The organism is Ilumatobacteraceae bacterium, assembly GCA_033344875.1.
Classification (GTDB): Bacteria; Actinomycetota; Acidimicrobiia; order Acidimicrobiales; family Ilumatobacteraceae; genus Ilumatobacter.
Genome location: JAWPMO010000001.1, coordinates 3716755 through 3739979, shown reverse-complemented (window position 1 = coordinate 3739979; position 23225 = coordinate 3716755). Strand labels below are relative to the sequence as shown.

General features: G+C 68.4%; 23 protein-coding genes. 2 read left to right on the top strand and 21 right to left on the bottom strand.

What is annotated here, in order from left to right:
• Nucleotides 1-248: 248 nt before the first annotated feature.
• The 17 genes from R8G01_17665 to R8G01_17585 form a co-directional block, all read right to left on the bottom strand.
• Nucleotides 249-1262: a HAMP domain-containing sensor histidine kinase gene (locus R8G01_17665; GenBank protein ID MDW3215829.1), complete on the bottom strand. Its 1014-nt coding sequence runs from the start codon at nt 1260-1262 to the stop codon at nt 249-251.
• Nucleotides 1259-1954 (bottom strand): response regulator transcription factor, encoded by a 696-nt coding sequence (locus R8G01_17660; protein ID MDW3215828.1) that lies wholly within the window; start codon nt 1952-1954, stop codon nt 1259-1261. The genes R8G01_17665 and R8G01_17660 overlap by 4 nt, the downstream gene beginning before the upstream one ends.
• A gap of 67 nt (nt 1955-2021) precedes the next feature.
• The gene (pdxH, locus tag R8G01_17655; GenBank protein MDW3215827.1) at nt 2022-2657 is read right to left on the bottom strand and encodes a pyridoxamine 5'-phosphate oxidase; all 636 of its coding nucleotides are present in this window, start codon (nt 2655-2657) and stop codon (nt 2022-2024) included.
• Nucleotides 2658-2684: 27 nt separating this feature from the next.
• Nucleotides 2685-3989 (bottom strand): serine--tRNA ligase, encoded by a 1305-nt coding sequence (serS, locus tag R8G01_17650; protein MDW3215826.1) that lies wholly within the window; start codon nt 3987-3989, stop codon nt 2685-2687.
• Between the two features lie 48 nt (nt 3990-4037).
• On the bottom strand, nt 4038-4802 hold the full coding sequence (locus R8G01_17645; protein ID MDW3215825.1) for a hypothetical protein: 765 nt from the start codon (nt 4800-4802) through the stop codon (nt 4038-4040).
• A gap of 6 nt (nt 4803-4808) precedes the next feature.
• Nucleotides 4809-5744: a cytochrome c oxidase assembly protein gene (locus R8G01_17640; GenBank protein MDW3215824.1), complete on the bottom strand. Its 936-nt coding sequence runs from the start codon at nt 5742-5744 to the stop codon at nt 4809-4811.
• A 15-nt stretch (nt 5745-5759) separates the two neighbouring features.
• Entirely contained in the window at nt 5760-6161 is a 402-nt protein-coding gene (locus R8G01_17635) for a cytochrome C oxidase subunit IV family protein (protein MDW3215823.1), read from the bottom strand.
• An 11-nt stretch (nt 6162-6172) separates the two neighbouring features.
• Nucleotides 6173-6811 (bottom strand): cytochrome c oxidase subunit 3, encoded by a 639-nt coding sequence (locus tag R8G01_17630; GenBank protein ID MDW3215822.1) that lies wholly within the window; start codon nt 6809-6811, stop codon nt 6173-6175.
• Nucleotides 6804-8801, bottom strand: coding sequence for a cytochrome c oxidase subunit I (gene ctaD / locus R8G01_17625; protein MDW3215821.1), 1998 nt, complete (start codon nt 8799-8801; stop codon nt 6804-6806). The genes R8G01_17630 and ctaD overlap by 8 nt, the downstream gene beginning before the upstream one ends.
• A 6-nt stretch (nt 8802-8807) precedes the next feature.
• Nucleotides 8808-10040 (bottom strand): cytochrome c oxidase subunit II, encoded by a 1233-nt coding sequence (gene coxB, locus R8G01_17620; GenBank protein ID MDW3215820.1) that lies wholly within the window; start codon nt 10038-10040, stop codon nt 8808-8810.
• Between the two features lie 44 nt (nt 10041-10084).
• Nucleotides 10085-11212, bottom strand: a complete 1128-nt coding sequence (locus tag R8G01_17615) for a hypothetical protein (GenBank protein ID MDW3215819.1) — start codon at nt 11210-11212, stop codon at nt 10085-10087.
• A gap of 13 nt (nt 11213-11225) precedes the next feature.
• Nucleotides 11226-11819 carry a cytochrome c oxidase subunit 3 gene (locus tag R8G01_17610; protein ID MDW3215818.1) on the bottom strand — a complete coding sequence of 198 codons (594 nt, stop codon included), beginning with the start codon at nt 11817-11819 and terminating at the stop codon, nt 11226-11228.
• Nucleotides 11816-13477 (bottom strand): cbb3-type cytochrome c oxidase subunit I, encoded by a 1662-nt coding sequence (locus R8G01_17605; protein ID MDW3215817.1) that lies wholly within the window; start codon nt 13475-13477, stop codon nt 11816-11818. The genes R8G01_17610 and R8G01_17605 overlap by 4 nt, the downstream gene beginning before the upstream one ends.
• Nucleotides 13478-13761: 284 nt before the next feature.
• Nucleotides 13762-15102 (bottom strand): class II fumarate hydratase, encoded by a 1341-nt coding sequence (locus R8G01_17600; protein ID MDW3215816.1) that lies wholly within the window; start codon nt 15100-15102, stop codon nt 13762-13764.
• Nucleotides 15099-15719 (bottom strand): shikimate kinase, encoded by a 621-nt coding sequence (locus R8G01_17595; protein MDW3215815.1) that lies wholly within the window; start codon nt 15717-15719, stop codon nt 15099-15101. The genes R8G01_17600 and R8G01_17595 overlap by 4 nt, the downstream gene beginning before the upstream one ends.
• Before the next feature lie 153 nt (nt 15720-15872).
• Complete coding sequence (locus R8G01_17590; GenBank protein ID MDW3215814.1) at nt 15873-17072, bottom strand: DUF1479 family protein; 1200 nt, start codon at nt 17070-17072, stop codon at nt 15873-15875.
• Entirely contained in the window at nt 17069-18004 is a 936-nt protein-coding gene (locus R8G01_17585; protein MDW3215813.1) for a heme o synthase, read from the bottom strand. Before R8G01_17585 ends, R8G01_17590 begins: the two co-directional genes overlap by 4 nt.
• 85 nt (nt 18005-18089) lie before the next feature.
• Between R8G01_17585 and clpS the strand changes: the two genes are divergently transcribed.
• Both clpS and R8G01_17575 read left to right on the top strand, forming a co-directional pair.
• Complete coding sequence (gene clpS / locus R8G01_17580; GenBank protein MDW3215812.1) at nt 18090-18395, top strand: ATP-dependent Clp protease adapter ClpS; 306 nt, start codon at nt 18090-18092, stop codon at nt 18393-18395.
• An 18-nt stretch (nt 18396-18413) separates the two neighbouring features.
• Nucleotides 18414-18902: a DUF2017 family protein gene (locus R8G01_17575; GenBank protein ID MDW3215811.1), complete on the top strand. Its 489-nt coding sequence runs from the start codon at nt 18414-18416 to the stop codon at nt 18900-18902.
• 23 nt (nt 18903-18925) lie between these two features.
• Here the strand turns inward: R8G01_17575 and R8G01_17570 are convergent, their stop codons facing one another.
• The 4 genes from R8G01_17570 to R8G01_17555 form a co-directional block, all read right to left on the bottom strand.
• Nucleotides 18926-20113, bottom strand: a complete 1188-nt coding sequence (locus R8G01_17570; GenBank protein ID MDW3215810.1) for a pyridoxal phosphate-dependent aminotransferase — start codon at nt 20111-20113, stop codon at nt 18926-18928.
• A gap of 25 nt (nt 20114-20138) precedes the next feature.
• Nucleotides 20139-21416 (bottom strand): GGDEF domain-containing protein, encoded by a 1278-nt coding sequence (locus R8G01_17565; protein MDW3215809.1) that lies wholly within the window; start codon nt 21414-21416, stop codon nt 20139-20141.
• A gap of 142 nt (nt 21417-21558) precedes the next feature.
• A complete protein-coding gene (locus R8G01_17560) occupies nt 21559-21840 on the bottom strand; it encodes a hypothetical protein (protein MDW3215808.1) in 282 nt (93 codons plus the stop codon).
• A gap of 137 nt (nt 21841-21977) precedes the next feature.
• Nucleotides 21978-23210, bottom strand: a complete 1233-nt coding sequence (locus R8G01_17555; protein ID MDW3215807.1) for a cytochrome P450 — start codon at nt 23208-23210, stop codon at nt 21978-21980.
• Between the last annotated feature and the right edge of the window lie 15 nt (nt 23211-23225).

Sequence of the window (23225 nt, the reverse complement as noted above, 5' to 3'; positions counted from 1 at the left end):
GCAAACCGCCAACGCCGCATCCGGGTGTCGGGGCGGTCGGTCGACAGGCAGTGTGGGGGCGATCGGCGGAATCGCCCCCACACCTTGGATGCCCGTCGGCTTCACTCGTCCCAAGCGGGTGGGTCGCGAGGAGCCGATGAGCGGCGAACCGCTCACTGGGGAAGCTAGACGGCGAGTCATGGGAGTGTAAAGAAAATGTTCCCATCGGGTGATGGAACACACTCTGAGCGCGAGTGGGGCGGCGATTGTCACGCGGGGAGGCGAACCTCGACCGCGCCGCCGGGACGCGCGGCCGACACGATCGAGATCGAGCCACCGTGCGCGGCGACGATCGCGGCCGCGATCGCCAGCCCGAGACCGGCGGTACCCGTCCGGACGTCGCGGGCCGGATCGCCGCGAGTGAACGGCTCGAACACACGGTCGCCCAGCTCGGGCGGGAACCCATCACCCTCGTCGACGACGCGCACGACGGCGGCGCCGGACTGCACCTCCAGTTCGACGGTGACGGTGCTGTCGCTCGGGGCGTGTCGGATCGCGTTCTCGATCAGGTTCCTGACGACGCGTCCGAGTTGGGCCGCGTCGGCGGTGATCACGATGCGGTCGGCGGCGACGATCGACAACCGCACGTCGCTCGCCGTCGCCAGCGGCCGCAGGGTCTCGACCGCCTCGTCGGCGAGCTCGGTCAGGTCGATCCGCGCCGGTCGCATCGCCAAGGTGCCGCTCGCGAGCCGCGTGTGGAGTCCCAGGTCGTCGACCAGCGCGGCCAGCGCCTGCACCTGATGCTCCATCCCCTTCAACGACGCGTCCGGGTCGGGCGCCACCCCATCACGGATCGCCTCGACCGACGCCCGCAACGCGGCGAGCGGGGTCCGGAGATCGTGCGAGATCGACGAGAGCATCAAGCTCCGCTCCTTCTCGACCGCCTCCAGGCGCACCACCATGCGGTCGAACTCCGACGCGGCGTCGCCGAGTTCGTCGGCGCGCACCACCCCGGAGCGTGCGCCGAGATCACCGCCGGCGACGCGTGTCGCCGCATCGCTCAACCGCTTCGCGTCACGGGCGATCGGCGCCGACAGCAGCCAGGCGACGATCGCGGCGGCGACCGTCGCCGGGATCAGGATCCACAGCAGGAAGCCGAGGTCCTGGTCGTTGATGAACATCTGCTGCGCGGCGATGACGATCATCACCACCGCCACCGCGAGCACGCCCATCGACGCCCACATGAAGCGGCGGCCGAGGCGATTCATCCCGAGGCGGGTCATGGTTCGAACCGGTACCCGACACCCCACACCGTCGTGATCCAGCGCGGGTTCTCGGGGTCGGCCTCGATCTTGTTGCGGATCCGGCGCACGTGCACCGTCACCGTTGCGGAGTCCTGCCACTCGGGCGACGACTGCCAGACGTCGCGCAACAGGTCGGCGCGGGAGAACACCTGCCGCGGCGCGCCGGCGAGATGGGCCAGCACGTCGAACTCCTTCGGCGTCAACTCGACCAGCTCGCCGTCGAGCACGACTTCGCGCGACCGGTGGTCGATCACCAGGCCGTCGAACTCCAGCCGATCACTCGTGGCCGGGGCCTTCGGTGCGGCACGTCGCAGCACGCCGTTGACCCGAGCCGCCAGCTCCCGCGGCGAGAACGGCTTGACCACGTAATCGTCGGCACCCAGCTCGAGCCCGGCCACCCGGTCGGATTCCTCGGCGCGGGCGGTCAACATGATCACCGGCATGTCGCCCGCCGCTCGGACGCGACGCAGGATGTCGAGCCCGTTGACCCCGGGCAGCATCATGTCGAGCACGACCAGGTCGAACTCCTCGCTGTCGAGCAACCGGAGTGCGCTCGTGCCGTCCTCGGCCTCGCGGACCTCGTGACCGTCGCGCCGCAGATACCCGACCACGACTTCCCGAACCGTCGGCTCGTCGTCGACGACCAGCACGCGGGTGGCTCCATGTTGCATCGCACCAGGTTGGACGCGGGCCGGTCCCAGGTCAAACCCCGGGCCGAACCGTTTCGGGAACGTTCAGCTACGGCGCGAGGCGCGAGATGTGCCAGCGATCGTCGGTGAGTTGGTACCGGATCCGGTCGTGGAGCCGGCTGGTCCGCCCCTGCCAGAACTCGATCTCGTCGGGCACCAGGCGCCAGCCACCCCAGAACGCGGGTCGCGGCACCGAGTCGGCCGTCTCGAACGCCACGTGCTGTGCCGCGACCAGCCGATCGAGTTCGTCGCGATCGCCGATCGGTTCTGACTGCGGCGACGCCCACGCCCCGATCTGACTCGCCCGTGGCCGCGACGCGAAGTACTCGTCGCTCTCTTGTTCGCTCACACGTTCGACCGACCCGCGGACGCGGACCTGGCGGTGGAGATCGAGCCAACCGAACGTCGCAGCAGCGACGGGTCGAGCGTTCAGCTGCCGACTCTTGACCGACTCGTAGTTCGTGTAGAACACGAAACCGAACCGATCGACCCCTCGGGCGAGCACGATGCGCGCGTCGGGCACACCGTGGAGATCGACCGTCGACACGGTCATCGCGTTGGGTTCGGCGACGCCGGCAACGAGGGCCTCGTCGTGCCACCGCAGCCACTGGTCGATCGGGTCGGCGGCCACGTCACCCACGTCGAGGCCGGCCGTCTCGTACTGCACCCGACGGTCACGGATCACGGCCTGGCGATCGTCGGACGCCACCATCTACGCGCGCTCGATCCGTTCGATACCGCGCATGTACGGCCGCAGTGCCTCGGGCACCGTGATCGAGCCGTCGTCGTTGCGGTAGTTCTCGATGATCGCCGCCCACACCCGCGGTACGGCGAGCGCCGAACCGTTGAGCGTGTGCACGAATCGGGTGCCCTTGACCGGCGCGCCGTCGGCGTCGACCGGGCGGTACCTGATGTTGGCGCGCCGGGCCTGGTAGTCGCCGAACCAGCTGATCGACGACACCTCCAGCCAGGCGTCCGCGCCGGGGGCGTAGACCTCGACGTCGAAACTCCGGTGATGGCTCTGGCCCATGTCGCCGGTGCAGATCTCGATGATCCGGTACGGCAGGCCCAGGTCGACGATCAGGCTCTCGGCCCGGGCGACCATGTCGTCGAGCAGGTCGGGCGCGTGCTCGGGCGTCGAGAGCGCGAGGATCTCGACCTTGTCGAACTCGTGGGCTCGCAGCATGCCGCGGGTGTCGCGGCCGGCGGAACCCGCCTCACGACGGTAGGACGGGCTGTACGCCATGAACCGCTTCGGCAGATCGTCGGCGTCGAGCAGCTCACCGGCATAGATCGAGGTCAGGGGGACTTCGGCGGTCGGGCTGCACCACAGATCGTCGCGTTCGATCGCGAAGGCGTCGTCGGCGAACTTGGGGAGTTGTCCGGTCGCGGTGAGCGTGGCGGTGGAGACCAGCGACGGCGCCCTGATCTCTTCGTGGACGTCGGCGTTGCGATCGAGGGCGAGCTGACACAGGGCCCGAGCCAGGGTGGCACCGGCGCCGCGCTGCATCGTGAACATCGACCGTGCGATCTTGGTCGCGCGTTCGTTGTCGAGGATGCCGAGTTCGACGGCCGACTCCCAGTGCGGCACCCGCTGGTGATCGGGGAAGCCGTCGGGCACGAAGGGTCCGGTGACGATCGGGTTGTCGGCGTCGGACTCCCCGTCGGGCGCGTGGGCGTGGGGCAGATTGGGGATCACGAGCAGCAGGTCACGCAGGCGGGCCTCGATCTCGTCGTGTTCGGTATCGAGGTGCTTCTCGGTCTCGCCGATCGCTCGACTCTCGGCCTGGAGCGCCTCGGCCTCGTCGACCTTGCCGTCACGGCGCAGCATCCCGACCTCCTTGGAGATCCCGTTGATACGGGAACGGAGTTCGTCTCGCTCGGCGCCGATCGAGCGGAGACGCGCATCGAGCTCGCGGGCCTGGTCGAGCGCCCTCAGTGCACTGTCGTCATGGCGTCGCGAGATCGCGGCGCGCACGTCGTCGAAGTCGGTACGAAGCAGTCGGACGTCGATCACGGGGACGAGCGTAGTGTCCCGTCGCCGCCGTGCCCCGAAGAGGTTGCCTCAACCGGGAGCGGGCGCCGACTCGTCGTGCGCAGCGACGATGCCGCGCACGATCGCCTCGGCGAGCTCGCGCCCCGGGCACGCGTGCGGGCCGGCGCCGAAGGGCAGCCCGGCCGGCCCGATCTCGAGCACGACCTCGTCGCCGGTCTCCAGGCGGTGTCGACCGACGTCGGTCGGGGCGGTCGCGACGCGTCGCGTGGCGCGCACCGCCGGCTCGGGCGTTGCCCCCGTGGAACGGGCGGCGAGCGTGGTCGCGACGAGCGCGGCCGTCGCATCGAAGCTCTGATAGAGCAACGACACGACCGCGACCGCGACACTCGGGTCGGGCACGGCAGCGAGGAGGCGTTCGGTCGCGGCGTCGGCCGAGTCGTCAGCCGCTTCACCTCGGCCGATCACCCGCACGATCGCCTCGACGTCGCGGGTCGCTGATTCGGCGTCGACCGGGAGCGCGAGCAGTTCGATCAGCGTGGCGGTCGGGATCGTGGTCGCGAGGTCGGCGTGGGTCACGGTGCCGGTCCGGAGCCGTTCGAGGGCGGTGGCGTGAGCGAGACGCTCGGCGTCGTCGACGTCGAGTCCGGCGATCACGGCGTCGACGAGGGCACGCCGTTGCGGGTGCTCGCCGGGGCCGCTGAAGCGGGCCATCTGCCGCCGCAGCGCAGACGTCGCGCCGGGCGACGGATCATCGGTTAAGTGGGGGACCAGGGCCGGAAGGCCGAGGGCGAGTTCGATCGTGTCGCGATCGGCGATGGCGACCGGCCGGTGCATCCGAGGTCAGGCGTCGGGCGGTGTCGTCGCCGCGAACTCACGCTCGACGTCGGCGGTGGTGAGCGGCGTGTCGTCGTTGCCGACGATCTCGGCCGACGGGATGGTGCCGCGGCGACTGAAGTTGTACGCCTCGTCGTCGCGGACCGCGAACTTCTTGAAGAACAGGTAGATCACGATCGACCACAGGAAGAATCCTCCTGCGACCTTCATGACGGCACCGGCGAGCTGCTGGTCGCTCACTGCGCTGATGCCCCACAATCGCAGCGGCTGGTCGTACGCGTCGTAGACGACCCCCTCGGCGAAGGTCAGCCACGCGGCCGGCACCGTCGGCACGACCGATTGCAGGAACAGGTAGACCATCGCACCGGGGATGCCCATCCGGAACTCGGGGACGGGTCCGCACACCGGCATCCACATTAGAAGCGATGTCGCGACGACGAGCACGTGGAGTGCGTAGTGCAGCGCTCCGTTGTCGAGCGACGCGTTGACCAGCAGCGGGATGTGGAGGATCATCACCATCGCGTTGAAGAGCACCCCGGCGATGACGGGCTTGGACAAGAACTGCACCGACCGTCGGATCGCGCCCTCGCCGAGCAGGATCCGTGCGAGCCACGTCGGCGTCGCCATCAGGGCGAGCGGCGGCAGGAAGTAGCTCAGCATCATGTGCTGGATCATGTGGGCGGAGTAGAGGTACTCCTCGCTGATGTCGTGCAGCGGCCAGTCGGACGCGATCCACAGCGTCAGCATCGCCAACGGGAAGGCGACCATGTTCATGCGCGACACGACCGGACGACCGGCGGGGACCGCCCGCGGGCCGATCACGCGCACCATGTACACGTAGGCCGCGGTCAGGAAGGCGACGAGCAGCCAGACCTCCGGGTGCCACTGGAATGCCAGTGGATCGACCGTCAGATCGGCCGCGATCACGTTGGTGCGCGCCATGTCGGCGCCCCTCTCTCAGGAGTTGAAGAACTGGAAGGTCAACAGGGCGATCACGTACACGGTAACCGCCAGACCCAGCCCGAGGTAGAACATCAGGCTGAACAGCCGATTGTCGAACTTGAGGTGCATGAAGTACATCACGACCGCGAAGAACTTGACCAGCATGAGGATCAGCAACGCAGGCAGGAACACCGGCCCGAGGTCGTCGACCATGTAGCTCAGCGCCACCTCGACGGCGGTGATGACCGCGAGACCGAGCGCCAGGTAGACGAACTTGAGGTCCGACCAGTGTTCGCCGGGGTGGTCGTCGGGCGTGGCGTCGACGGTGTGTTCTCCGTGCTCGACGGATTCGGCCACCGCTTCGTTCGGCTGGTCGTAGCCGTCGCCGAGTTCGGTCGTTTCGGTGATGTCAGACATATCGCTCTCGATCAGGCAGGGATCAGGTAGACGAGGGTGAAGATCAGGATCCACACGATGTCGACGAAGTGCCAGTACAGGCCGACCAACTCGACCACCTCGGCCTTGTCGCCCGGAATGCGGTTCTTCAGAATCATGCCGACCGTGGCGAGCAGCATGATGACGCCGACCGACACGTGCACGCCGTGGAAGCCGGTGAGCGTGTAGAAGCTCGACGAGAACAGGCTCGTCGTGAAGCCGAGGCCCTCGCGGTAGAACGTCGTGAACTCGTAGACCTGGCCGGCGACGAAGAGCGAACCGAGCAGCGCCGTCACGGTGAGCCACAAACGGGTGTTGCGGTCGTCCTTGCGCTGCGCAGCCGTGACGGCCAGCACCATCGTGAGCGACGACATCAGCAGGACGAAACTCGACGCCGACGTGAACGGGATGTCCCACACCTGGTCGGGGCCGAGGTTCTCACTGTGGCGGCCGCGATACAGCATGTAGGTGGAGATGAGGCCGCCGAAGAGCAGGCACTCGGACCCCAGGAAGATCCACATCGCGAGCTTGTTGTTGGACAGCCCGGTCGACGTGACGTGGGCACCGTGGCCGTCGTGACCGTGGGCGTCGTGCGCCTCGGGCGCGGTGTCGGTGACAGCGGCGTCAGCCATGATCGGCGACCTCCAGTTCGGCGCCACCCTCGGGGGTCGGCGGGTCGTAGTCGGCCTCGGTCGCCGTGTGCGGCTCGAGGCTCCAGCCGAACATCGCCAACAGCACGATGACTGCGCCGGCCGGGATCAGCAGGAAGTTGTAGATCACGCCGTAGGCCATCACCGGCAGGCCGAAGGCGAGCACGATCGGCCAGTACGACGGCGACGGCAGGTGGATGTCGGGATCGGCGTTGGCCTCTTCGACCGCCATCAGTTCCTCGGCCGTGGCCACCTGGTGGAAGTCGTGGTGACCGTCCTCGCCGCGATCTTCGTACTTGCGGTGGAAGAAGTCGTCGAGATGACCGACGGTCGGCACGCGATCGAAGTTGTGCTCCTTCGGCGGGTTCGTGGTGAGCCACTCGAGCGCACGGGCATCCCACGGGTCGAGCGGCGCCGGGCCGTGACGACGGTGCGAGAGGAACACGTTGACGAAGAAGAGCAGCACGCCGATGCCGAGGACGAACGACCCGATCGACGAGATCAGGTTCCAGAAGCCCAGATCGAAGAAGCCGGATCCGGCGCGGGCCTCGGTCCAGACGTACATGCGCCGGGGCTGACCCTGCAGGCCGATGATGTGCATCGGGCCGAACGTGAGGTTCATGCCGACGATCATCATCCAGAAGTTCCACTTGCCCCACTTCTCGTCGAGGAGCTTGCCGAACATCTTCGGCCACCAGTAGTAGAGCCCGGCGAAGATACCGAGGATCGCGCCACCGAACAGCACGTAATGGAAGTGGGCGACGATGTAGTACGTGTCGGTCTGCTGCGTGTCGGACGGTGCGACGGCGTGGGTCACACCGGACAGACCGCCGACCGTGAACTGCACGATCAGGCCGATCGCGAAGAGCATCGCCGTCGTGAATCGGAGTTTGCCGCCCCACAGCGTCATGGTCCAGTTGACGATCTTGACGCCGGTAGGGATCGCGATCGCCATCGTCGACACCGAGAACACGGCGACCGAGATCGGTCCGAGACCGGAAGCGAACATGTGGTGTGCCCACACGCCCCAGCCGACGAAGCCGATCGCCGCACCGGAGAACACGACGAGCGGGTAGCCGAACAACGGCTTCTTCGAGAAGACCGGGAGCACCTCGGACACGATGCCGAAGCTGGGCAGGATCAGGATGTACACCTCGGGGTGTCCGAAGATCCAGAACAGGTGCTGCCACAGGAGTGGGTCGGCACCCGCCTCGACCGAGAAGAAGGTGGCGTCGAACGACCTCTGGAACATCAGCAGGAACAGGGCGACGGTGATGACCGGGATCGCGAAGAGCAGCAGGAACTGGGTGACCAAGATCATCCAGGTGAAGATCGGCATCTTCATCAGGCTCATGCCGGGTGCCCGCATGTTGATCACGGTGACGATCAGGTTGATCGCACCGGTCAGCGAGGCGATACCGGTGATCTGGAGGCCGAGGCCCCAGAAGTCGATGCCGTTGGTCGGTGAGAAGGGCACCGAGGAGTTCGGTGCGTACATGAACCACCCACCGTCGGCGGCGCCACCGAGGAGCCACGACGTGTTGATGAAGATCGCACCGAAGATGAAGCACCAGAAGCCGAACGCGTTGATGCGTGGGAACGCAACGTCACGGGCGCCGATCTGGAGCGGCACGAAGTAGTTCGCGAAGGCGGCCGCCATCGGCATCACGAACAGGAACACCATGGTGGTGGCGTGCATCGTGAACATCTGGTTGTACTTGTCGGCCGAGAGGATCGTGCCCTCGGGGCCGGCCAGCTGCGCACGGATGAGCAGGGCCTCGAGGCCACCGACCAGGAAGAAGAACAGCGCCGAGACGCCGTACATGATGCCGAGCTTCTTGTGGTCGATCGTGAAGAGCCACGACTTCCAACCGGTGGAGTGGACGGGACGGCGGAACGCACCGTAGGTCGACTCGGGGGTCGCGACGGCGGGTGTCAGCGTGTCGGGTGCCGGACGTTCGATCAGAGCCATCTCAGATCACTTCCGCTCGAGGAGGTAGGCGACCAGTTCGTTGATCTGGTCTTCGGACAGGTTGAGGTTCGGCATGCCGCGGACCTTGTCGTCGGTCTCCTCCAGCAGCTCGGGGTCGGCGTACATCGGCTTCTTGGCCGGGGCGTCGCGCAACCACTCCTTCAGGTCGATCTCGTTGAGACATTCCTCGGTGACGCCCTCGAGGTACTTGGCTCCGAACTCGTCGGGATCGGCCTCCCACACGTCGTCGCGGCACGACGGGGTCAGGAGATCCCAGGTGGCGCCGGCGAACGTGTTGCGGGTCATGAGGTTGGTGAGGTTCGGCGCCGCTCCGCTCCAGACGAAGTTCTCGGGCTGCGCCACGATCAATTCGCCGTCGGCGTCGGTGAGGCCGTCGATCTGGTGACAGCGGGCGCACTGGGCGATGAACGTCGCTTCGCCGGCGGCGGCGAGCGTGTCGGCTTCGGGCGCCTGGTACGGCTCGAGCTGGTTGTCGATCCACGCCTGGAAATCGTCGTCGTCGAGCGCCACGATCTCCATCCGCATGTTGGCGTGCGAGAGGCCGCAGAACTCGGCGCACTGACCGGCGAAGATGCCCGGCCGTTCGGCCTGGAAGTTCCAGGTGTGCACGCGTCCGGGGACCATGTCGCGCTTGCCGTTGAGCTTCGGCACCCAGAACGAGTGGATGACGTCACGGCTGGTGCCGCGGATGACGACCTTGGCCTGCGTCGGGATGATCATCTGGCCGCTGGTGACGATCGGGGCAGCATCGCCGGTGGGCGTGAAGCCGCAGATGTCACCGTTGGCGTCGATCGGGTAGTCGTACTCCCACCACCACTGCTGACCGGTGACGTTGACGACACACTCGGCGTCGTCGGTGTCGTTGAGGTCGATGACCAGACCGACGGTGGGGATCGCGATCACGGCGAGCAGCACCGCCGGCAGGGCGATGAACGCGTACTCGATCAGCGCGTTGCCGTGCGACTGCTCGGGGATCGGCTGACCACGGTCACGGAACTTGATCACCACGAAGATGATGACGGCGAACACGATCACGCCGACGACGCCGGCGATCGCGAACACCCACCACTGCAGGTCGTGGATCTCCTGGGCGTACTGGCCCTCGGGTGCCCACGTGTCTTGCGGGGCGTCGGCGGCGCACGACGACAGCACCATGGCGGCGCCGAGTGCAGCGACGGCGAGACCGGTACGACGGGCGGTGGAGCGAGATTCGGTCATGAGGGGGCTTGTCCGTACTTTCTCGGTCAGGGTAGCCGGACGGCTCACGGCACGACCACTTCGAGGATGGCTTCGCTACCGGCCACGGTGAACTCGTAGCCGTCTTCGAGCGCGATGCTCGGCCGATCGAACACGATGGTGAGCAACTGCGCACCACCCTCGTCGACCAGCGCCGTGCAGATTCGCTCGGGCCCGGCGGGTTCGCCGTCGACGATCGCCGGGTGCATCTCGATCACCAGACGGGCGTGGTGGTCGGATTCGTTGCGGAAGATGATGTTGCTCGGGTTCGAACGGGGCAGCGTCAGCGAGTCGAAGCTGCCGTCGAAACCCGTCGCCTCGGCGGTGAGCGTCGAACCGTCGAACGTGAGCTCGGCGGCGAGGTTGGACTTGGCGGCCACGGTCTGGCTGGCTCGCTCGTCGGCTTCGGTCTCCTCGGTGCCGCATTCGTCTTCTTCGGCGATGTACGCCGTGGAATGGTGCGGATGGATGTCGCGTTCGCCGTTGAGGCCGGCGAACGTGCCGGCACCGATCAGGGCGACGGCGGCGATCGAGAAGGCCCCCGTCAGCGAGGTCTTGGAGGCGCCACGCTTGAGGCCGACGAACGTGCCGACCGCCAGCACGACCGCTGCCGCGACCGAGAACGCGATGACCGTCGCCGACTTGGACGGCAGGCCGAGCATGATGCGGCTGAACGAGTACACCACGACCGCGGCGCCGATGGCTCCGGCGACCGGCAGCTCCATGGGGTCGGCCATCAGGTTGCGCACGTCGGCGTTGTACCCCTGGTCGGACGAGGCCCGCTCGCTCCAGCCCTGCAACAGCCACTCGATGGCGCCGGCGATGATCGCGATGAAACCGACGATGAAGAACGCCCGGGAGGTGACGAGACCGAGGGTGACGGTGGTCGCACCCAGGGCGACCAGCAGCGGCCAGAGGCTGGGCCGAGCGGTCGCCTGTGCGGCGGCCGAGGTGGCGAACGCATCGTGGTCCATCGCCGAGACGTTGGAGTCGCTGACGAACGTGTTGAGCCCGGCGAGGCCGGCGAGCGCGACGGCAGCGGAGATCAGGCCGATGGTGCCGAGCGCACCGCCTTGGGCGATGCCGTACACCACCGCGAAGACGGCGGAGGCGGCGGCGGAGCCGATCAGGAGTTTGGAACCGGTGGTGAACATCGTGGGTGCTGACTCACTTGGTGACGTAGACGAAGAACCAGACCGCGCTGTACGCGATGGCAATGAAGTACCAGTAGAGGGCGTGCGCCGAGAGGATCTCGGTTTCGGCCAGTCGACCACCGAGCGCCCGGAAGGCGGCGACGGTCGAGTAGACGAGGCCGGCCACGACCAGCGCCAGCATGACACCGGTGATGGCGTAGAACAGCGCCCCGTAATAGGTCTCGTTGATCTCGACGCCCATGTCGACGTAGACGAACGCCTGGGCGTTGATGAAGGCGATCGCGAGGAGCCCGGTCACGCCGAGCGCGAGGGCCGTGTGGGCCCGGTCGCCGCGGGTACCGGAGTACACGGCCCACTGGGCGAAGAGACAGAGCGCCCAGACGGTCATCAGCATCACGTTGCTGGCGACCTCGGGGATGATGTGGTCGACCGGGAAACGGCCGCCGCCGTCGACGACCCGTTCGCGCAGCAGCACCCAGATCGCGAGCATGCCGCCGATGAGCATCGTCGCCGCGACACAGGCGACGGCGGTGCCGATGAACAGTTGACGTCGGGGCGCCGCCGGGGCTGCGGGGGGCAGTGCCAGCTGGCCGGTCGCAGTGCTCACGACTGGCTCCCTTCGTGGGTCAGGTCGAACTGGGGCGTCGGGGACGCCACCGTGGCGACGTGCTCGTAGTTGTGGGCGGGAGCCGGCGAGGGCGTGCTCCACTCGATCGTGTGGCCGCCGTACGGATTGTCGTCGGCGGCGTCGCCGTCACCGGTGAAGGTCGCGAGCATCAGGCCGACGAACGCGACGACCGTCAGAGCGACGAGGCCGTGACCGGCCAGCGAGAGGATCGTCCAGAGCGCCTCGCCCTCGACGTCGCCGATCGACAGGAACGTCGCGACGTCGGCGTCGTTGGCGGGGATGCCGCCGGCCTGGTCGAGGAACCCGGCGATGTACAGCGGCAGGGATGCGAGGATCGTGCCGAGCACGCCCAGCAGTGCGAGCGGCAACACCTTCTTGTCGGGCAGCACCCGCCCCCACAGCTTCGGCGCCCAGAACACGACGCCGCCCATGACGGCCAGTGCCGTGCCGTCGACGACGTAGAGCGTGGCGCCCTCTTCGAAGGTGGTGCCGAGGAGTTCGAGGTCGGTGATGCTCTGGAGCAGGTTGCCGACGAGGCCGACGGTGATCATGCCGAGCCCGAGGAACCCGAACACGAACGGTGCGGAGACGCGAGGCCGACCGTCGGCGAGGCCGTTCTTGGCGGTCAACGCGCCGAGGGCCATCACGATGAGGAGCCCGAGCAGCGGCAAACCGGTGAAGACCAGCATCGGCACGGCGCCCTCGAGGAACTCCTGACCGGAGGTGTCGAACGTGACCGCGTGGACGAACTGCTGGGTGACGGCGGCGAGTGCCGTGACCGCGACGAGAGCGATCCCGGCGAATGCGACGCCGCGCACGGCCGGGCGGGCCTTGAACGTGACCGGGATCGTCTCGGCGGCGAACCCGATCGCCGGCAGGGCGAACACGACGACGGCCGGCACCGAGAACGCCCAGCCGATCCAGGCGGCGATGCCTTCGGAACCACCGAAGTTGAGCTGTGCGTAGCGGTGATCGAGAAACAGATAGACGATCGCACCGAAGACGACCGGCAGCGCGAGCAACATGCCCAGCGCACCGACCAGTGACGACCAGGCGAACAGTGGGACGCGGCGCATGGTCATGCCGGGGGCCCGGGTGGTCAGCACGGACGTGGCGACGCAGCCGGCGGAGGCGAGCAGTCCGACGATCATCAGACCGTGGCCGGCGAGGAACAGGTCGACGGCGTCGGCGTCACCGCCGCCGATGCCGCCATTGGCACCGAGGGCCGACATCGTGAGGGCCAGACCGCCGAGCCATGCGTAGAAACCGGTCAGCGCGACCCGGGGAAACGCGATCGAGCGGGCGCCGAGCTGCAGCGGGGCGATCGCGATCGCCAGACCGAGCGCCAGCGGGATCACGGCGCCGAAGACCAGCCCGACTCGATAGGCCTGGAAGACCTGGAGCAGGGCGTCGCCGTCGAGCAGTGCGCTCGACTCGTCGGCCCGTTCGAGGCCGAGCACGAGGCCCAGCACCGATGCGGCGGCGAGCGCCAGCATGCCGGCGCCGAGGTACATGCGCCCGATCCGTTTGTGGTCGGTGGTCACGACCCAGTTCGCCGCGCCGGCGAAGAACGACACGAGGGCCGACGAGCCGTCGCCGCCCGCCGCCGTGTCTGCACGTGTATCGATCGTCGTCATGGGACGTTGTGAGTTCCTTGAACTTCGCTGGCCTGGTACATGGGTCCGAGGGTCCGGAGAGCTGCCTCGACACTACCGAGCGAACTCTACTGGCCGGGCCACGCCGAACAGGAAATTCGGCGGGCTGCCGCGGGTTCGTGTTCGGGCGGCACACCACGTCGACGGGCTGGTTGGCCGGACCTCGTCTCCTGCTCGACGGTCGGTCGGATCGGGTCGACACCCCAGCGTATCGAGGTGATCCGGGCAGCGCAGCCGCCCGACGACCGTCGCCGCAGGACCGCCGATCAGGCGCGATCGGGGTCCGCGGCCCCGCGCGCGATCCGGTCGAGGTCGAGGCGCCGATCGACCAGGGAGGGGTCGACGCCCAGCGCGAGGGCGGCGTCGCGCACGCTGCGACCGGTCTGTCGAGCGTCGTTCACGATCTCCTCCACCCGCTCGTAGCCCAGGTCCTGGTTGAGCGCGGTCGCGAGCGGGAGGCTGCGCGCGGCCAGCGCCCTGGCGTGCTCGACGTCGGCGGTCACATCGGCGATGCAGCGCTCGACCAGCGTTCGGCACCCGTTGGTCATGATCCCGATCGATTCGAGCACGGCGTCGGCGACGACGGGGATCATCACGTTGAGCTCGAAGTTCCCCTGCATCCCGGCCACCGTGATCGTCGTGTGGTTGCCGATGACCCGAGCGCAGACCTGGAGCACCGCTTCGGGGATGACCGGATTCACCTTCCCCGGCATGATCGACGAGCCCTTCTGGAGCGCCGGGATCGCGATCTCGGCCAGCCCGGTGTTGGGCCCGCTCGACATCCACCGCAGGTCGTTGCAGACCTTCGTGAGCGCGGTCGCGAGCACGTTGAGCCCGCCGGAGACGGCGACGACGGCGTCGTGGCCGCCCTGACGGGCGATCCGGTCGGGTGGCGAGCTCGGACGGATCGTGAGTCCGGCCCGATCGGCGACCAGGTCGAGTACGCGTGCGGGGAAGTCGGGGTGACAGCCGAGTCCGTTGCCGACCGCGGTGCCGCCGAGCGGGACCCGGGCGAGCTGGACGAGCGACGACCGGATCACCTCGGACGCCTCCTCGATCTGGACCGCCCACGACGCGAACTCGTCGCCGAGCAGCACCGGCACCGCATCCATCAGGTGGGTCCGGCCCGGTTTCACCACGTCGGCGAATTCGGCGGCTCGGGCCCGCAGCGCCTCGACCAGGGCGTCGGTCGCGGGAACGAGACGGAGTTCGATCATCTCGCACGCCGCCAGCCGCATCGCGGTCGGCATCACGTCGTTCGAGCTCTGCCCCATGTTGACGTGGTCGTTCGGGTGGGCGAGGTGGTCGGTGAGCGCGGCGACCACCTCGTTGACGTTCATGTTCGTCGACGTGCCCGACCCGGTCTGGTACACGTCGACCGGAAACTGGTCGGGGTACTCGCCGTCGACGATCCGGTCGGCGGCAACGACGATCGCGTCGGCGATGTCCCGGTCGAGCAGCCCCAGGTCGGCGTTGACGGTCGCTGCGGCCGACTTGATCAGTGCGAGCCAGCGGATCAGCGACGGGTGCATCGTGCGGTCGGAGATGCGGAAGTTCTCGATCGCGTGCTGGGTCTCGGTCCCCCACCGACGTTCGGCGTCGGTCACGAGGCCGACTCGATCTCGTCGACATGCCGACGCCACGCCTGCCGGATCCGCTCCGTCGCCACGGCGGGCTCGACGTCGTCGACCGAGACGGTCAGGTCGGCGCGCTCTCGTATTGTCGGATCGACACGCGCCACGTAATCACGGAGCGCGCTCAGCGGATCGGGGCCGAGTACGGGGTGTTCCCGGTCACCGAGCCGATCGACGACGACCTCGGGGCTCGCGTCGAGCCAGACCAGGTACGCGCCGGCGACGTCGTCGGGGCGAACCTGCTCGGCGACACGTCCACCGGCGCCGTAGACCACCGAGCCGTGGGTCGCGAGGACGCGCCGCAGCACCTCGATGTCGTGGGTGCCGTCGTCATCAACGCCGGACCCGTCGCCACCGCCGGGGTCGCGGTCGAGGCCGGCGACCGAGTCGTGGTCGACGTAGGGGCGATGGAGCTCGTGCGCCACCATCCGCCCGACCGTCGAACTCCCCGCGCCGGGCGGACCGAGCACGACCATGTGGACGTGACGGTCGGGGTCGGTGCCGTCGCCGGTTCCTGCGAGCCAGTCGGCGTCGCCCGACCGACCGCGTTCCGTCGGTCGGACGGGTTCTGGTGGCGATGTCGCCTCCATGTCGTGTCCTCCGTTCGAGTCTGTCGACGCCGAGTGCGGCACGGGACGTGCTCGACGTCATGACACAGGCATACCCCATTCCGTCGAAACATGCACATTGCCGGGTCGTCCGGATCGGATCGCGGCGGTCGCGCTCCCGGCAGGACGTCGACGTCAGTCGTCCACGAGGGCGGGCAGACCGAAATGGCGACGACCGACGGCATCGAGATCGTCGACGGTCGGCCGGCCCGTGAACCCGGCTTCGAAGTGCTCGTCGGGGAAGTCGCGGGGGCTGAGCCCGGCTTCGAACCGTTCGAACATCGAGGCGCGGTAGGCGTCGTTGCGCTCGCAGCTGGGCGTGGCGGCGATGTACATGACGTTGCCCCAGCGCGTGTCGTTGGATGCGTCGGCGACCGAGTGGATCACGTCGCTGTGCCACCAGACGGTGTCGCCGGGCTCGACGGCCGGGATCGGCACGAGCGCCGGGAGGAGCAGCTCGTCGGCACCGAACCGGTTCGGCGCGGGCTCGGGCTCGGCCCCCAGGAGGCCCAGCTCGCCGGCGATCCCCCGCAGCAACATGTACGCCGCCGCCCGCGGGATCGGCAGCAGGTGCAGCACGCCGTCGTCGGGGCGCATCTCCGACAGCGCGGTCCAACCCTGGAATGTCCGGAACACCGACGACGGCGCATCACGGTCGGGGTCGGCCGTGGTGCGGTACGCCGCGTCCCACGGGTCGTACGCGTCGAAACGTCCGGCGAGCACCTCGCGGAAGACGTGTTCGTTCTCCGCGATCCGCCAGCCACGGCACGACGCCGCATCGGAGTGCGGCGGCAGTCCGCTCGCTTCGACGCCGGGTGCCCTCCGACGCAACCGGTCGGGGTAGCCGATGTCGTCGTCGGGGTCGAACCACGACCGGCCGTCGGACTCGTGCCGCCACAACGAGTTCAGGAACGATCGCGTCGCCTCCATGTGCTCGTGCTGTCGGGCGGCGACCTGTGACGGCGACCAGTAGACGCCCCAGATCCGGCGGCCGCCGCCATCGGGGTAGCGGGCGAGGTACTCGTGTTCGAAGCGGTTCTGTTCGAGGTAGCGGGCCACGTCGTCGTCCCACTGCTCGGCGAGGGATCGGTCGAAGGTGCCCCGCACGACCGTGCACCCACGTCGTCGGACGGCGTCGACCGTCGAGTCGTCGACCGTTCCGGCGGCGATGTCGGCGAACGACACGACGGGGACCGCCGCGCCCTGTTCGGACTCGACGACGACGGCCGCGACCTCGGTCCGCATCCGCTCGGCGGCGATGCCGAACAGTTCGGCCACACGGTCGGGGGTCAACCCGTGCCGGTCGAGCAACGCAGCGAGCCGCGGGTCGATCACAGCAGGATGTCGAGTGTCATCGCTCCGAACAGGACCGTCACGTACGTGATCGAGTACCCGAACACCCGCATCGAGGCGGTCGCCGTCGGATGCCGACCGAGCCAGAGGGTGGCGGCGATGAAGATCGCCCCGAGCACCACCGCGGAGATCGAATAGAGCCAACCGAGGTCGGCGACCGGGATCAGGATCAACGTGCAGGCGACCATCGCCAAGGTGTGGCCGACCATCTGGCGGACCGCGTGCTCGAACGGGACGACGGCCGGCAGCATCGGGACGTTGGCGGCGCGGTAGTCGTCGGCGTACTTGATGGCGAGCGCCCAGAAGTGGGGCGGCGTCCAGAAGAACATGGCACCGAAGAGCACCACCGGGGTCCACGAGAGATCGTTCTGGACCGCGGCCCACCCGACGAGCACGGGGACCGCGCCGGCCGCGCCGCCGATGACGATGTTCTGGCGGCTCGTGCGCTTGAGCCACAGCGTGTAGATACCGACGTAGAACGCGGTGGCGGCGAGTGCGAGCACCGCCGACAGCAGGTTCGCGCCGGCCCACAGGACCGCGAACGCGACGACCTCGAGCGCGACGGCGAACACGAGCGCGTTGCGCGGTTCGATGACGCCGGTGACGAGCGGCCGGTTCTTGGTCCGCTCCATCAGCTTGTCGATGTCGCGGTCGACGAACATGTTGATGGCGTTCGCCCCACCGGCGGCGAGCGTGCCGCCGACCAGGGTGATCAGCACCAGCCAGGTGGACGGCCAGCCGCGCTCGGCGACGACCATCGTCGGCACGGTGGTGATCAGCAGCAACTCGATGATGCGCGGTTTGGTCAGCGCGATGTACGACCCCACCGTGGACGTCGCGGGACGGCGCGTCCCGTGAGCGACGCTGCCCGGCGCCAACCGGGATGGAACGAGTGGTCGGCTGCCGACTGCCATGGTGCCGCCATCGTACGGCCCCGCCGACGAACCGGCCAACGTGCCGGCGCGACCCGTTGACCGATGGTTCCGGCACAATGGAGTCGTGCCCACCACGCTCGAACCGACCCAGGTCCAAGAACCTGACCTCGACGAGCACCTCGCGCCCGACCACCCGTGGATCGTGCTGGTCTGGAACGATCCGGTCAACCTGATGAGCTACGTCACCTTCGTGCTCCAGAAACTGTTCGGGTACTCGACGGAGAAGGCGACCGAGCTGATGCTCGACGTGCACCACAAGGGTCGCGCCGTCGTCGCCAACGGCAGCCGCGAGCAGGCGGAGATGCACGTGTTCCGGCTGCACGAGCACGGCCTGTGGGCGACGATGGAGAAGGACGGACCCGATGCCTGACCGTCGACGCCGACCGTGATGGGCATCTTCCGCCGCCCCGTCCGGCGGTCCGGTTCGGGTTTCGTCATCGACCTCCACGACGAGGAGGCGGCGCTGATCCGACGGCTCGTCGGGCAGCTGCGCGCGGTGCTCACCGACGACGACCCCGACACCGAGGCGCAGGCACTGATCGTCCGACTCTTCCCGGTCGCCTATCCGGACGACGACGAGATGGAGGCCGAGTACCAGCGGCTGATGCGCGACGAACTCGTCCAGTCGAAACTCGCCGCGTTCGACATCATCGACGAGGCGGTCGGTGGCGATGCGCCGATCGACGAGGGCCGGCTCATCGCCGTGATGCAGTCGATCAACTCGATCCGACTGGTGCTCGGCGTGATCCTCGACGTCTCCGACGACCCCGATCGCGACGAGGTCGACCAGGACCTCGAAGACTCACCCGAATACCACCTCTACGGGTATCTCAGCATGTTGCTCGACGCCTGCGTCCAGGCGCTCTCCGGCCGCTGATCCGGTCCCGCCGGGCTCCGGCGTCAGCCCTGGTCGGCGAGGCCGGCCAAACGCTCGACGGCGGCGTCGAGGACGTCGAGCCGCTTGCAGCAGGCGAACCGCACCAGGTGACGGCCGTGTTCGGGGTTGGCGTAGAAGACCTGGTTGGGCACGGCGACGACACCGATCGACTCGGGCAGGCCGAGGCAGAACGCGACCCCGTCACCGTCGGGGCGCACGGGACGGATGTCGACGGTGGTGAAATAGGTCGCCTCCGGCCGGTAGGCGATCAGCCCGGCGGCCTCGAGCCCCGGCACCAGACGATCGCGCTTGGCCTCGAGGTCGGCGGCGAGCGCCTGGAAGAACGTGTCGGGCAGCCGCAGACCCGTTGCGATCGCCGGCTGGAACGGTGCACCGTTGACGTAGGTCAGGAACTGCTTGGCGGTCTTCGCCGCGTCGATCATCGGTGCCGGGCCACACATCCAACCGATCTTCCACCCCGTGGTGTTGAACGTCTTGCCGCCGGACGAGATCGAGATCGTGCGCTCGGCCATGCCCGGCAGCGTGGCCATCGGCACGTGTTCGGAGCCGCTGAAGACCAGGTGTTCGTACACCTCGTCGGTCACGACCAGGATGTCACGCTCCTGGGCCACACCGGCGATGAACTCCAGTTCGTCGCGGGTGAACACCTTGCCGGTCGGGTTGTGCGGGGTGTTGAGCAGGATCAGCTTCGTCGACGATGTGCACGCGGCCAGGAACCGTTCGCGGTCGAAGCCGTACCGGCCGTCGTCACCGGGCTCCAGGACGACGGGCTTGATCACACCACCGGCCATCGCGATGCACGCCTGGTAGCTGTCGTACATGGGTTCGAACAGCACCACCTCGTCGCCGGCATCGAGCATGCCGAGGAGGGCCCCGGCGAGCGCCTCGGTCGCTCCGGCGGTGACGAGCACCTCGGTGTCGGGGTCGAAGGTCAGCCCGTAGAACCTGAGCTGGTGTTCGGCGATCGCCGCACGCAGGTCGGGCATGCCCGGGCCGGGCGGATACTGATTGACGCCCGACCGGATCGCCTCGACCGCGGCGTCGAGCACCTCGATCGGGCCGTCGGTGTCGGGGAATCCCTGGCCGAGGTTGATCGCGCCGGTCGACGCCGCGAGCGCCGACATCTGGGCGAAGATCGTCGTCCCGAAACCGGCGAGCTTGGAGGTGAGCGCGTGTTCGACGGTGGCCACGCCTCGCAGCGTAGACAGCCGACGGTCAGGCGTGCGTATGGACCAGGCTCGGCTGAGGCGGCTTCGGGGCCGCCACCTTGCACGTCACGCCCTCGCGCTTGGCCTCGTACATCGCCTGGTCGGCGGCGACGACGAGGTCGTCGAGCTGTTCGCCGTGCTCGGGCCAGATCGCCACACCGACGCTGACCTTGACCCTGAGCGCTGCCTCGATGCCGTCGAGACGGGTGCGACCGCCCACCTGTTCGGCGAGTTGGAGCGCACGACGGCTGCCCATCTCTGGCGTCGCGATGCCGGGCATCACGACGACGAACTCGTCGCCGCCCCATCGAGCGACCACGTCGTGGTCGCGGACCGCCTTGCGGAGGCGGGATCCGACGACCTTCAGCACTTCGTCGCCGGCGATGTGTCCGTGGGTGTCGTTGATCTGCTTGAACCCGTTGAGGTCGAACAGCAGGAGACACACACCGGTCTCGGACCGGTCTGCGGTGGCGAGGATCTCGGCCGCCCGACGTTCGAACTCGCCGCGGTTCGGCAACTTGGTGAGCGAGTCGAAGCTGGCCCGCTCGTGCAGGTTGCGTTGCTCGACCACGAGCGTCACGCCGGCGAGCAGCAAGAGCACGACGGCGAGCGAGAAGATGATGAGGTAGAAGCGGAATTCGTCGCCGGGCAGGCTGACCTCGGCGGGAACCATCGCGCTCACGTAGACGTTCGGCACACCCTCGACCGCGGCCGTCGTCTGTCGCCGCCCCTGGGCGTCGGAGAACCCGCCCACCGGGACATCGGCCGGCAGGAGCGTCGTGGCCTGCACCGTGTGCGCGGTGCGGCCGTCGACGATGCCGATCCCGATGGGTGCGGCGGCGAACACCGTGACGTGGGGGCCGGTCGCTTCGATCGTCATCAGCGAGTCGTACACCGACACCCCGGTTGCAGCCTCGGCCGGGCCGGCGAGGTCGGAGCGTCGTTCCTGCTCGGCGTCGACGATGTCGGCGGCGGGCATCGGTCCGTCGCCGGCGCACGTGGATCCACCGGCCGTGATCACGCAGACCCCGAGGCCGGGGTGGACAGCGGCCAGCGCTTCGGCGATCTCGACCGTGTTGGCCGGATCGGCGCCACCCGCGGAACGGGAGGCGACCGACGCTGCGTCGACGAGCGCCGACAGTCGTGCGCTGCCGAGTTCGGCGGACGAGGCCAGGCTCGCATCGCGGTCACGCGCGAGCTCGGACGTCCGGACGGCGTAGCCGACCACGATCGCGACGATCAGCACCAGGCTGAACACCAGCGACGCCCTTCGAACCAACTTCATGGTTCGTCATCGGGCGGCGGCAACCCGACTTGAGGGGCCCACCCGAATCTTGAGGCGGGCTTTGCAGATCCGACCCGATGACAACGCTATTCCGGGGCATCACCCCGCAGCCGTGGGGTTTCGATCGCCCGACCGGGTGACGTTATTCGGTGCGGTATGGCGGGGGTGTGCCGCCGGCGGCCTCGATCGCGGTGCGCGGGTTGCGATTCGGATCGCCGATCGAGTCGAGCGAGGTACGGAACAGTTCGAGCGCCTCGATCCGACCGTCGTCGCTGATCTCGGCTTCCATGATCTTCTCGACGGAGGGCGCGAGGTCGGCGAACTCGCTCACGAGTTCGTGCGCGATGCGCTCACTCGGAGCCAGGTCCTCGGGGTCGATCGAACCGTCCGACCACCTGGTGACCTTCTTCTTGGCCTTCGCCATGATTCCTCGCTCTCTGAATTGGTCGAGCGAGACGGCTTGGTCGGCGACGTGGGAGACGGCCTCGAACCCAAGCGAGACGACTCACCCAAGAGCCCGCACCGTACCAGCACGGGAGCCGGACACTCCGGTCGTGCCGGTCAGCGCCGGGCGGCGAGCCGCAGCGCCGTCAGCCCGCGGATGACGAAGGTCGGGTGATACGACGGTTCTTCGAGCAGCTCGAGATCGGGGAACCGGTCGACGAGGCCGGCGACGGATCGCGTGAGCTCGGCTCGGGCCAGCGGAGCCCCGATGCAGAAGTGGAGACCGCCGCCGAACCCGATGTGGCCGGCGTCGCCGCGCCCGACGTCGAACTCGTCGGGACGGTCGAACCGTCGCGGGTCGCGCTGCGCCGAACCGAACCGCATCGCGACGACGTCGCCGACCTCGACCGGTTGTCCGGCGATCTCGACGCCTGGTTCGAGCACCCACCGTTCGAACATCTGGAGCGGGGCGTCGAACCGCAACAGCTCCTCGACCGCGGTCGACGGGGCGACCTCGCCACCGACGAGTCGCCACCGCTGGTCGCGGTGGTGCATCAGCGCCCGGAACCCGTTGCCCAATGTGTTGACCGTCGCCTCGTGGCCGGCCTCGACGAGCACCATCGCGGTCGAGACGATCTCGTCCTCGGTCAGCACGTCGCCGGCATCCTCGACCTGGACCAGTTGCGACAGCAGCCGATCGTCGGGGTGCCGCCGCTTGGCCGCGATCAGATCGCGGGTGTAGGCGATGTACTCGCCGGCCGCTTCGTCGGCCGACCGCTTGACCTCGTCGGAGGCGCGCAACTCGTACATCTTGACGATCGCGTGCGACCAGTCGAGGAGCCGCTGCGTGTCCTCGATCGGGACACCCAGCATCGAGCAGATCACGGCGACGGAATACGGCTGGGCGTAGTCGGCCAGCAGGTCGAACTCACCGAGTTCGGCGCACCGATCGAGCAGGGTGTCGGACGTCGACTCGATCAGCGGTTGGAGCCGGGCGATCGACGAGGGCGTGAAGACCTTCGAGATCAGCCGTCGGAGGCGGGTGTGGTCGGGCGGCTCGAGCGCCAGCAGCGACCAGGCCTCGTGCCGGTGGAAGTCGGACCAGCGCGGGTCGGGATCGGGCTGTCCGATCTCGGCCGGCGTGAACCGGTGCGAGTAGTCGCGGCCGAGTCGCCGGTCGCGCAGCGTCGAGTGCACGTCGGCGAACCGGGTGACGACCCAGTGGCCGGCCGCCTCGTCGCGGTAGATCGGCGTGGCCTCCCGGATCGCGTTGAGCGTCGGGTACGGATCGGCGATGAACGCCGGGTCGTCGACGTCGAAGCGTGCGTACAACTCGTCGCGGTCGGACATGCGCGCAGGCTACGC